A 12635-nucleotide genomic window follows, 5' to 3' on the forward strand; every position below is an offset into this window, starting at 1 on the left:
ACTGGGATGCGTTCATATAGGTGGTAATAATCTTGAGCTCACGCCCACTGTTGGTAAATGCCTCCAATTCCTTACAAAAAATGCGAATCCCTGCCCACTTGATAAATGAAACGAGCCAGTAGATTTTGTCAGCAGAAAGTATCTCGCGCTTTAGCTCAGACTCCAAAGACAGTCCGGCATTGCTACCACAGAACAGTTCGCTTTGCGTCAAACCCGTCAGTGGAAAAATGTTCTCAACATACTTTCTTAAATCTGAGGATACGGGGTTTTCGAGCTCGTAAATTGCCGTTAGAATTTTTCCTTGGGTATCCAGCAAGTTTTCCTCGAAAAAGTCCTCATCTTGAAACTTTCCCTTCAACCACATGAGTAATTCATTCGAGAACTCGATTTGTTTTTGCAGCTGATCATCGCCTTTGGGAATAGCTTTAATCGCAAACTCTAGAATATTGCTAAGAAAGCGGGACAACCAAATTGATGCATCAGCACTCTCTAACTGGCGGTCACCGATATAAAAACGATCTCGATCTAAGTGGCTTTCAATGAGCTGGGTGATCAGCTGTTCGTAGATGCCGACTTGTTGCATGCGATGCCTTCCGTGTTTTTAAGTTATTCAGCGATGATTGGATCTTCGCATATAGTTAGTATTTTAACCATTTTTGGTAGCTTTTAGTGTGCTACTAGTAGGTTCTTAATTTTTCTTGTAAGCCAGCAGGTAAGCGATATAATCCCTAATATGCTAACCAAAACCCTCTACTACGCCAGCTACTTCTTGGGTCTACTCGGCATACTCTCCGCCTACCTGAGCTACTCCGTCTGGCACTACCCATACGATGAAACCGGCCGATATTTCGAACCCGTCGAGAGCATTGTCTATCACCAGCAAACACTGGAGGCGTATGTCTTCATGGCGGTGGTGTGTTTGGCCTTAACCGTTGTATTACTGACGGCGGCCATTTTCAGAAGCCGACAGTAGCGGAGCCGTTTGTTCTTGGTTATTGTGAGGCGGCTGGGTGGCTTAGGATAGTCTGTCTTTGACTCTGGAGATGTGATCCATTCTCATTAATTCTTACTCAGTGCACGAAGTGCATTTTCGGTGATTTCTTTGACTGTAAGAGGGGAAACGCCATTTTCTTTTGCGTCATCCAAGCGGCTATTGAGTTCCGTTTTTAGGTTTTCCCAAGCGGCTTGTTCGGCTATCTCATCATCTGTTCTGAATAATTTAGCAATAATGTAGTCCTTGATGCTTTTACCTTGCATCGCTGCCATTACTTTAATTTGCTGATGCTGGTCGCTTGAGACTTCTATGGTTAATCTGCTCATGTTGTATCTCTGTGCTTGTTGCTTTTATCATAACATCAAATGTTAAAATGTAAAAAAAGACTAGGGCGTGATTGCCTAGGTGCTTTCCCCTTAAATAATCTTGTGTTGGGTAACGTTTAACCAAGGGTAGTTAATGTGGTTAGACTATTTCGGACACATGGATACAAGTATTCTTTCATGCTAATTGGCAAGCACTGCTAAAGAGCCCCGCTCATCGTGAATTCTGAATTTGTTTTCAACGGCTTAGGTTTAGTTAGTCCTGTTGCTGTGCTATGTTTTGATTTATAGAGAAAAATGGTAGGCCACTATGTCAAAAGCAGTGATCAAAACAACATTGTCAGCTGAAGAGTATTTGGACGGAGAAAAGCGTGCGGAAACTCGTCATGAATATGTGACAGGTGAAGTTTATGCAATGGCGGGGGCAGGTGAACGGCACAACCGTATTGCGCTAAACGTTGCTTTCCAACTCCGAAGCAAAGCGCGTGGAGGAAACTGTGGTGTCTTCATGAGCGATATGAAGCTTCGTATAGAAAACGGAGAGCGTTTTTATTACCCGGACGTTATGCTGGTGTGTAATGAGAACGACGATCATAGTCATTACAAAGATGCGCCGTGTTTAATTGCTGAAGTACTATCCCCATCGACAGAGGCCGTTGACCGACGTGAAAAGTGGTTGGCTTACAGTGAGCTAGATAGTCTTCACTATTACCTTCTTATTTCTGCTGACAGAAAGCATGTTGATTATTACCAACGAGATGAAGAGGGGGCATGGCAAGTTTCAGCGCTTTCTTCGATGGATACTATCCTTGTGCAATGCGAGGACGGGACTAGTCACTTCAGTGCAGGCTTGTGCCTTGATGATATTTATGAGGATGTTACTTGGCGGTGATGAGTTGAAGTTTGAAGTAAAACGGTTAGGTAAAAACACTTACTAAATCACCTCAACCCAACTCTGGCTAGTATTAATGATCACTACCGATGAAAGGTACCGAATCAAACTAAAGATCTTTAGATTTAAGGCGCTGTCGGAATTTTTGGTTAATCACCTGAAGCCTCCAGCCTTGATGATTTTCCTGACAGAGTGAGTAATATTCCTACTAGACCGGTTGTCACCATATTCTATTTTTGAAGGGTTTATTGTGAGATAGTACCTAGGATACGTGCAATACATTCTGGTACAAGAACATGACATTACGAATCCACGATAAGATAATTTATAAGACCAACGTGACCTGCCCTGGTTGCGGTTGTATAGATACCAGAGTGATGAAATTTGAGGTAGTAGAACAAACCTATCATTGCCCGTCCTGCCAAAATGTATACGCTAAAAAGCTTGGCTCTTGCTGTATTTATTGCTCATACGGGAGTAAGAACTGCCCTGTTATTCAAGATATTCAGCTAAAGCTAAATCATTAGGGCTAACGGATCTTCGAATTTTAGGGCTTGAAAGACGGAAAACCTCTGAACACAACAATTTAGAAATCCACGATTGAAAAGCCATACAAGTGATCCAGACCGTAGTGAAACAGGCTTTTCCCATGTCGGGTATGGGCTTTGATTCTTTCAGGTTTACGGTAGAATATCGGCGCTATTTCAATCTCTGGTTTCAGTACCCGAAGCCCCCGCTCGATATCGGCCCATCGGTCCCTTTCCAGCGCGACTCGACCAATGTCATAGGTAAACCATCCTAGCACACTTAATTTAGACTAAGGGTTACACAGACGGTTAAAAACCATCTCATTCATGCTACAACTCACTCCAATAAAACATTAATCCTAAAAGTCTTTTTTCTATTCAGTGTTGATTCATCTGTAGGTGATTAAAGTGCGAATAATGTTCATATTTAACATGAATATTGATAAGTAAAAAATAATAAGCCAAGTATCAGATCTGATTTATAAGCGGTATTGGTTGATTATGATTAGTTTAAATAATAAATACACAAATAAGCGCTAGTAATCAGTTGGGGTAACAAATGGCTTCTAAGAAAACGTTTCAGTTTTTATTCCTATGCCTAAGTCTGCTAATTTTGCTTTGCTCAAGCATATCGGCACACGCATCCGGCTTAGACGCCAACAAAAGCTTTATGCCCGCAACGGTTTTACCCAAAGAAGTCTCCCGGCTCACAGTCGAATTACAAAACTCGAACACAGTAGTTGCTACAAACACCACCTTTACCGACGTGTTTCCAGCTGGTGTTTTTGTAGCTGCCACACCGAACGCGACCACGACCTGTGGTAGTGGCACAGTCACCCATAGTAACAGCGCTACGGAAGGCCAACTTACGCTGAGCGGTGGCACGGTTCCGGCAGGAGACGGGATTAATCCTGGGAGATGTAAGGTCGAGATCGATGTTCTTGCACCTACCAAAGGCACCTATATCAATACTATTGCTGCCGGAGATGTAACGGCGACTGCTAGTAGCAGCAGTATCAGCACTGATCAGGCAACCAGTGCAACACTCACTGCACTGATCAATCCGTTTACCGTTCAGATAAGTTCAGATACAAGTTCTTACAGTAGCTTTGTTTACCTCAAAGGCGAAGATGTCGCTACCATGACGTTGACACTCACTAACCCGAATGCAGTGTCCTTAACCGATGTCAACATGGACTGGGACTTTACCACTATTGCGCACCTGATTGACGGCACTGGGGGAGGTACCTGTGGTGGTACAGTATCTGTCATCGATGCGGGCAGCAGTTCAACCACCTACCGTGAGGAAACGGATTTCAGTTATACCGGTGGTACGATACCCGCTAACGGTTCCTGTACCATTACCGTGCAACTTCAGACACGCGCTTATGCCGATCAATCCTACAGAAACTATGATTATGGTCGTGCCGCGATTGCACCCAACACCTTTAGCACGGCGGAAGGCGCGACCAATACCACCACCACTGGTTATTTTTATAGTTACCACGGCATAGAGGTTGAAAAAACCTTTGATGATGAGACCCTTAAACAGGTGCATGCCATTTCAGGAGTAGCAACGTCCCAGTTAAAACTAGTGTTCGAAAACCTACAGGTAGTCCCGGTTACGCTAAATATAGCGGATATTATGCCAACGTCACCAGGGCAGATGACCGTTGATAGTATTGACAGCAATACGTGTGGCGGCACTATTTCAACCAATGGCGGCACTGAAATCACACTGACAGGTGGCAGCTTACCAGCCTCTCCCCGTATTGGTCGCTCATTTTCAAGCTGTGAAATTCTCGCCACCGTTTCTGTATTGACAGACGGCACTTACACCAATGACATTCCATCAGGTACTACCGGGGGTTATACATACGGTTCAACATCAGCCAGCCTGATCAAAACCAGCGGTGCGGCCACTATCACCAAAGCAAGACAAAACGAATCCATTCGCACCGGTGATGAAAACGTCTATATCTACACCATTTCCAATCTGTCTGATCCCACCACCGGTGATGACATCCTGAATTTACGTTTACGCGATAACTTTGAAGTTAAGAAAGGCACCACCAATTACGGCAGCTTGCTCACCGTCTCACAGGCAAATGTGATGAGTTCAACCTGTGCCGGAACCGTATTTAACTCAACACCGGGCGATGAATTTTTTGATATTAGCGGAGTCACTGTACCCAAAGGCACCAGCTGCCAAATCAAGGTGCAAGTCTCACATAAAGCCAATGATGAAGATTACGCTTATCAGGCCTTTGAAAATATTGCCGTCAAAACCAATCTCGCCGACGCCACAGAGGAAGGGGTCGTGTTTGATACCGGAAGCAGTACCAATAATATTTTTGGCGCTGAAGTGCTGCTGCAACACACTCAGTATAATTCATTTTCCATGGATATGGACTTCATCCCGGATGCGGTGAATGTCGGCGGTATTGCACGCCTGAGGTATGAACTTATTTCGTCAATGATAACCAATCAGGCAATCAACAATCTTTCGTTTAAGAACACCCTGCCTACCGACCTGACTGTCGCCGCTAATCCAAATTTCAGCTCCACTTGCGGTGGTACCCTTAACGCCGTACCCGGCTCCAGCTATGTCGAGTTCAGCGGTGGTTATATGACGGGCAATGTTCTAACTGCACCAATCAGCAGTGGAAGCATCACACGAAGATGCTGGGTTGAAGTCGATATTCAGGCACCGCCAGTAGCCGGTTCGTACAGCACCAGTATTCCGGGCGAGAATAAACTCACCCCGTTTACTGACTTAGATGCCACTGGAGAAAAAGCCGGTGAAATCGCACCTTATAAATACTTCTATAAAATCTATGCAAATACCGCAACCCTGACCGTTAACCCGGTTGATATTGGTGTAAACAAAACTTTCCTGACCCCACTGATCGGTGGTGGTGAGCCAAGCCGAGTAAGAATTACCATTGCGAACAACACAACAGGAGCACCAGCTCTAACCGGCGTAACGGTCACTGATGCCTTTACCGGTAGCGATATGTACCTGTACAGTAATGTTGATGCCACTTTTACAGACACATCAGGCAGTGATTCTGACGGTTGTCGTAACGCTACCATTACCGGTAATCCTGGTGATGGTTCTATTACGTTATCCAATGCTGATATTGACAATGGAGAAATTTGCCGGTTTGAATTCAATGTTACTGCTAATGTCGGTGGTAACCACATTAACAGTATCGGTGTTGGTGAAGTCACCTCAGATCAAGGTATTACTAACCCAACAGCCGTTTCTGCAACTCTTACCGTTGAACGCGAATTAAACCTGTCTAAAGGTTTCACTCCAAGTCACGTTGGCCCCGGCGAAACATCAGTACTGACTATCGAAATCACCAACTCGAACCAGGCACCGGCAAACTACACCGGTGCTGTGTTGGCACTGATTGATGAAATGCCAGCTGGTGTTGATGTGCAGTCGATCATCTCAAACACCTGTGGCGGTACTGCTACCATCGGCACGCAAAACGGAAATGATACCGTCCAGCTATCTGGGGGTAACTTCAACGCAGAGAACGCTTGTCGTATCAAAGCCAATGTCACCGCTGCCAGCACAGGAACGTATACTAATACTATCCCGTTGGGTGCCTTGCAAACCAATGAAGGTGCAACTAATGGCGGACAGACCGAAGCCACACTGAGTATCAACGAACCTCCTATCATCAACAAATCGTTCTCCCCATCCACTATTGGGCCGGGAATGGACAGTACGATTACTTTCCGGGTATACAACACTACCGATGTCGCATTAACCGGGATTAACTTTACTGACACCCTGACCAATATGAACCTGACCAGTCCGATGGTGGTCGGTGGTAGCTGCCAGAGTGTGAATTATAATGCGACCGCCGGAGGCAGTGTGTTTGAAGTCACTGGTGGGGTGATTCCAGCTAACGGCAACTGCACGATTACGGCAAAGGTCACCAGCTCAATCGTTGGAGTACATGACAATACCACTACCGGTGCTGATTCTGACCAGACCGGTATCGGTCCGGTTTCCAATACAGCCAAGTTGACCGTGCAGGAACCACCTGTGCTCAATAAAAGCTTTACCCCATCGGTGATTCAGGTCGGTACGATTTCTACTCTCACCTTTACTTTAACGAATAACAATGACACCTCAGTACGAATGGAGAGCTGGCCACATGCTTTTCAGGACTTTTTTCCCAACGGAATGACGGTTGCTGCGACGCCAAATGTCACCATGACCTGTAGCTCAGGGGCGCTCAGAAACGATGCCAATGATGCAGCGCCTGTTGCAGGGGATATCGGAGTGACTTTTGATTATGGTTTTGTACCGGCCAATGGCTCTTGTACGGCATCGGTAGATGTCACCGTGGCGAATCCGGGTAGTTATGTGAATACTACCACCGCTGCTAAGACGGAGTACCTTGGTTATATTCCGGCGGCCACTGCAACGCTTACTGCTACTGCGGGCGCACCGCCGAGTTACGACTATGGTGATGCACCGACAGCTGGTACCGCACCTTCCGGTGCGGGCAGTAATAACTACGGTGAAGCACGGCACCAGGTAGTGGCTGGTCTGCATTTAGGGGCAGTTGCGCCGGATAATGATGCGTCTTATCAATCCTCTGCGAGTGCGGATGGCGATGATACAGATGGGACGGACGACGAAGACGGAGTATCCGTATTCCCACGCCTCTCAGTTGAGGACAGTAGTTACACAATTCCAACGGCTAACATCATAGCTAACGGCGACGGCACGCTGCATGCCTGGATTGATTTTAATGGTGACGGTAGTTTTACCAGCAACGAACATACAAGCGTTAGTGTAAGCGCAGGAACGTTAAGTGGCGCCTTGCAGTGGACGGGTTTGAGTGGGCTTTCGGCCATGAATACTTTTGTCCGGCTACGCCTGACCACCGACAGCTTAGTGACAGCATCGGCACCATCTATCCCGGCCGGTGATGGTGAGGTTGAGGATTATGCGGTTACTATCACTGCAGCGCCTTCTGGCCCGGCCTTCTCCTGTACTGCAGATATTTACATGTCAACTGCTGCAAACTCTACAGCCAATACCCTGCTCTCAAAAATTGAAAAATCAGGTAGTTCTTATGCATTAACATCAGTGGGTTCTGGTGATAATTACAACGCCCTGGGATATTCCACAGCCGACAACTACCTGTATGCTATTGGCAACAGCCGTAACCTGCTGCGTGTTTATGCGGACGGCTCAACCAGCAATCTGGGTAATATTACCGGTTTGCCTGATGTTGACGGGTTCCGGTATATTGCGGCTGATATGGATGGTGCCGGTAATCTTTATGTTGCCGATGATCCTGCTCCAAGTGGTGCGAGCAGTCCACTCAATAGCATTTATGTTGTCAATGTTAACTCGGTGTCTGTGACGCAAACTATTTCATTGAGTCCTGCCATACCTGTTGCTACAAATACTTATAACAGTGCTTACTCCGGTTCTTATGTCAATGACTTGGCTTACAGTCCGGCTGATAATCAAATTTATGCCTTTATCCAAAGTGGTCATCTGTACAAAATTAACCCTAGTACAGGAGCTACCACCCAATTAAACAGCACTATCGGCGTAGCAGGCTCAAGCGGCAATACCTCATCCGGTATTTTTGGTGCTGCCTTCGCTGATCAGTATGGAGGCCTTTATGGCATTGATAACATGACTGGGGACCTCTATTCCTTCCACCGAACCACGGGTGTAATGACCTATGTGTCACCTGCTCAGTCGGGTACTTTTAACGATGGTGCGGCTTGTCATGATGCCAGGTTATTTGCCCAATATGATTACTCTGATGCTCCGGTAGTCGGTATAGCTCCCGATGGCATCAGCACCAACAACTACGGTGAGGCCAGCCACGTCATCTCAAGTGGTACTTACTTGGGCGCGGGCGCACCTGATGCCGATACAGCCAACCAGCCAACAGCCAATGCGGATGGTGATGATGCTGACGGTACAGACGACGAAGATGGTGTCACTATGCCAGCAATGACACAGGGCGCAAGTGTAACTATCCCGGTCAACGTCACCGGTGTAGGCGGCTATTTGCAAGGCTGGATTGACTTCGACGGTAACGGTACATTTGATGTTAGCGAACAAGTTGCGACGAATATTCAAGATGGTGGTGCAGGTGATACTGATAATACCGCTAACGGCGCAATCACTTTTGATGTCAGTGTACCTGGAACAGCGACGACGAATCAGACCTATGCGCGTTTCCGCTGGTCAAGCACACAGAATCTCGATAGCACTACGGCTGCAAGTGATGGTGAGGTTGAGGATTATGCTATTACCTTGCTTCCTCCGGCGCTGACTTTTGATCCTTGTTCAGCTGGCCCGGATACTGATTCTGATGGTGTAAAAGACAGTTGCGACCTGGATGATGATAACGATGGAATTTTGGATTCGGTCGAAGCGCCGAGGAATTATCAGCTCGTTCTGGCGTCTGATCTGGGACTAGCGGCGGGGGAGACTGCTCAAACCGGTTCTAAGGATATTAGTACCTTGTTGGGCGTTCCTGCTGGCAGCGTGATTGTGTCGTGGAGTAATGCCAATACCAATGCCAGTAGTGGTAATTTATCGGTTTCTGACACGCAGTGGACTGACTTTACTCTCTCCGGAAGTTTGGCTGCATTCGTCAAGGTTTCTCATGGCGGTAACTTAGCGGATGCAGGGGACAGTGATGGAATCGTCGCACTGGATGGTGCGCCTTACACACTGAACACTAGCTTGGAGAGTGGGTATTACGAAAGCAGTGATGGTAGTAATTACTGGGTGTATGCCGATGGTTCTGAGGGTGGAAATCAGGTTGGTAATTTCTTATGGGAGTCGGCGATTCCGGTGACTTCCTGGCGTGTGACTACTAACAATACTGGCAGCTTTAATAATAATTACAGCTTTCTGTTGGCTGTGGTGCCTGACTCTGATGAGGATGGTTTTTCGGATCATCTGGATTTAGACAGCGATAATGATGGTATTCCCGATAATGTTGAGGCGCAAACCACTGCTGCTTATATCGCTCCGGATGGTTCTGTAGGGGCAAATGGTGTTGATACGGCTTATGCAGGTGGGTTGACGCCAGTGAATACTGACGCTTCTGAAACTGGTGGTGATACGACGGCTGATTATCTTGATCTTGATTCGGATGCCGATGGTGCACTTGATATTGTGGAAAGCGGCCAAGGCCTGACGGATGGCAATGGTGACGGGCGCACCGATGGCAGTGTCGGCAATAATGGCTTGGATAGTGCGGTTGAGTCCGCGGATAACTATGCCGATGTGAATGGCACGGCGTATGACAATGCAGGTGATGTATTCACGTTAGCGGATACAGACCGTGATACGGAGGATAGCGGTGTTGGCGCGGTGCCCTTGTCTGAAGACTTTGATTACCGTGATACCGTGAGCCTTGATTTCGGTGACGCTCCGGACACTTATGCCACTTATGAAACTAGTGCAGGCCCGCAACACGGTGTGATTAATGGTGTTTATCTTGGTTCAACTGCGCCGGATACTGAGAGTGATGGTCAGCCTTCGGCGACTGCAGCAAACGATGGTGCAGATGAGGATGCAGTGAGTAGCTTACCAGTACTCACAACCTCCGACCGGACGTACAGCACCACCGTGAAAGCCAGTAATGATACTAGCGATCCGGCAACTCTCATCGCCTGGATTGACTTTGATGGCAATGGCACGTTTGATGCGGATGAGGCTGCGATCAGAACGGTTGAAGCAGGAAGTAATCAAACCAATTACACATTGAATTGGTCGAATATTCCGGCGGATATCGCCGAAGGTAGTACGTATTTACGTCTGAGGCTGACCACCGATTCTTTGAATAACCGTGAACCCGGTGGTGCAAAAACCGATGGTGAAGTTGAGGATCATCCAATCAGCATAACGACTGCCGGTGTGACGGTGAGTGGTCGGGTGTTCCGCGATGTGAATGTCAACGCCGCAAACGACAGTGGCGAGGTGGGTGTGACTCAATTGCCAGTGGTGTTGTATGACACGGTTAATGACACTTGTGTGAGTACCCGCACTGATGGCAATGGCGATTATGTGTTTGCGGATGTGACGCCCGGAACGTATCAGGTGTATGAGGCCTCACGACAAAGCGTGCCGGTTCCTGCTGACTGTGGCCCGGCATTTGCCAAGAATCCGGCAAGTTATCGCTCAACCACGGCTGACGTGCGTGATGCCTTTACTGTCACCACTAGCGACATTACTGATCAGGACTTTGGTGAGGTGAAACCACCAGTCTTTGAGCCTGACAATTCAGGGCAGGTATTACCGGGTAATGTGCTGTTTTATGAGCATAAATTCACAACGCCGACCAAGGGCAGTGTGAGTTTTACCAGTGTTTCCAGTGGTAATACGAGCAGTGGCTGGTCTTCGATTTTGTATCGGGATGCTAACTGTGATGGTGTGTTAAATGGTAGTGAAGGTGCTGCTCCACTCACTAGTCCGGTTGCGCTGTCTGCTGCCAGCAGTGTGTGTTTGATTAATAAAGTCTATGCGCCGTCCAATGTGGCCGCCAATGATACGTATATTCAAACAATTACTGCCGCGTTTGATTATGAAAATACGTATGCCGGTACTCAGTCTTTGGTGGTTAGGGATGTGACGACCTCACAGCAAGTTCAGGCACCGACGTTACCTGCCACTCCTGAGGTGGTCGCAACCCCAGCGGTTCCGGCTCAACCTGCTCAGCCTGCCACGCCGAATGTGCCGGCTACCATTGGTGAGCCAGCAACCGACACCACGCCAGCAGTGCCCGCCACACCGGAAGTGCCATCGACACCCTATATTCCGGAAACAGATCCTGAACCTGCACAAGCGCCGGTTGCTGCAACGCCTGTGGTGGAAGAGCTTGGGCCATCGCGCTTGGAGCTGCGTAAAACGGTGAGGAATGTTACTAAAGACAGTGAAGAAACCGCGACGGTCAACACGGCGGAACCGGGTGATCGGCTGGAGTATCGTATTTATTACAGTAATACCGGTACCGGGCCGATTACCGATTTGGTAGTGAACGATACTGTGCCGCCTTATACAACACTGTTTGGAAATGCCAGCTGTGGCACAGAGCCTAGTGGAATGAGCTGCACAGCTAGTCCGCTTGGGTTAGATGATTCACTGAAGTGGACATTTACCGGGACGTTGAGTGGTGGGTCGGGCTCTTCGGTTAGTTATCGAGTGGAGATTGATAAGTAGACTATTCTGGGTTGAGGGCTAGGATAGCCTGCCCTTGACTCGGGATATGTGATCCATTCTTTCATGGCTGCTATGAAATCACTCAAACTGGGACTATATTCCTATTTTTAGTCGAAAAGTGGGAATATAGTCCTTGTTGTAAGCATCAATGCGATGCTTAGGCGGTTAATTACTGAGCTTTAGGCTTCTCACCATGCTCTTCTTCGTAGTGCTCTGCGTACCAGTCCGGCAGTTCCATATCACTATCAAACAGAAATTCTGCAACAGCCACTGCTTGTTCGTCACTTAATTGCGGCATGGCAGGCATCAGGCCAAATTTACGCACAGCACCCGGCATTAATACATCGTCTGCATTAGGTGCTTTGACCCATTCTGTAACGCGTTTTACAAAGTCTTCGCGCTCAGGATACTCAGCGGTGACGTGATTTTTTACGGCAAAAATTGGTGGAGCGATGGTAGGCATGCCTTCACTGACATGACAGGCGATGCAGTAGGTTTGGTAGACCTCTTTGCCTGATACGGTTTCTGTGGTTTCAGTCGTTGCCTCAGTGGTTTCAGTAGTAGCTTCTGTGGTTTCCGGTGTTTTTGTGTCGTCAGCGGCGATGGCGATATTGGTGGTGAGCACTGCGCTGAGTAGCACACCGCTTAAAGTCAGTAATTTCAT

General features: G+C 47.6%; 8 protein-coding genes. 4 read left to right on the top strand and 4 right to left on the bottom strand.

What is annotated here, in order from left to right; genetic code table 11:
* Positions 1-583: phospholipase D-like domain-containing protein (locus DKW60_RS10455; protein ID WP_484170925.1), on the bottom strand; the 583-nt coding region annotated here is incomplete at its 3' end.
* Positions 584-733: 150 nt separating this feature from the next.
* On the opposite strand from DKW60_RS10455, the gene DKW60_RS23510 reads away from it, so the two are divergent.
* Positions 734-973, top strand: coding sequence for a hypothetical protein (locus tag DKW60_RS23510; protein WP_146203470.1), 240 nt, complete (start codon positions 734-736; stop codon positions 971-973).
* 86 nt (positions 974-1059) lie between these two features.
* On the opposite strand, the gene DKW60_RS10460 is transcribed toward DKW60_RS23510, so the two are convergent.
* Positions 1060-1320, bottom strand: a complete 261-nt coding sequence (locus tag DKW60_RS10460; RefSeq protein ID WP_109837605.1) for an antitoxin — start codon at positions 1318-1320, stop codon at positions 1060-1062.
* A 307-nt stretch (positions 1321-1627) separates the two neighbouring features.
* Here DKW60_RS10460 and DKW60_RS10465 point away from each other — a divergent pair, with 307 nt between their 5' ends.
* Both DKW60_RS10465 and DKW60_RS24660 read left to right on the top strand, forming a co-directional pair.
* Positions 1628-2209, top strand: a complete 582-nt coding sequence (locus tag DKW60_RS10465) for a Uma2 family endonuclease (RefSeq protein WP_219988712.1) — start codon at positions 1628-1630, stop codon at positions 2207-2209.
* 296 nt (positions 2210-2505) lie between these two features.
* Positions 2506-2736: a GDCCVxC domain-containing (seleno)protein gene (locus DKW60_RS24660; protein WP_425451323.1), complete on the top strand. Its 231-nt coding sequence runs from the start codon at positions 2506-2508 to the stop codon at positions 2734-2736.
* A gap of 59 nt (positions 2737-2795) precedes the next feature.
* Here DKW60_RS24660 and DKW60_RS10470 read toward each other — a convergent pair whose 3' ends face one another.
* A complete protein-coding gene (locus tag DKW60_RS10470; RefSeq protein ID WP_109837606.1) occupies positions 2796-3014 on the bottom strand; it encodes a hypothetical protein in 219 nt (72 codons plus the stop codon).
* Positions 3015-3295: 281 nt separating this feature from the next.
* Between DKW60_RS10470 and DKW60_RS10475 the strand changes: the two genes are divergently transcribed.
* A complete protein-coding gene (locus tag DKW60_RS10475; RefSeq protein WP_109837607.1) occupies positions 3296-11971 on the top strand; it encodes a DUF7933 domain-containing protein in 8676 nt (2891 codons plus the stop codon).
* Positions 11972-12140: 169 nt separating this feature from the next.
* On the opposite strand, the gene DKW60_RS10480 is transcribed toward DKW60_RS10475, so the two are convergent.
* A complete protein-coding gene (locus DKW60_RS10480) occupies positions 12141-12635 on the bottom strand; it encodes a c-type cytochrome (RefSeq protein WP_109837608.1) in 495 nt (164 codons plus the stop codon).

Source organism: Leucothrix pacifica, assembly GCF_003172875.1.
GTDB lineage: Bacteria > Pseudomonadota > Gammaproteobacteria > Thiotrichales > Thiotrichaceae > Leucothrix > Leucothrix pacifica.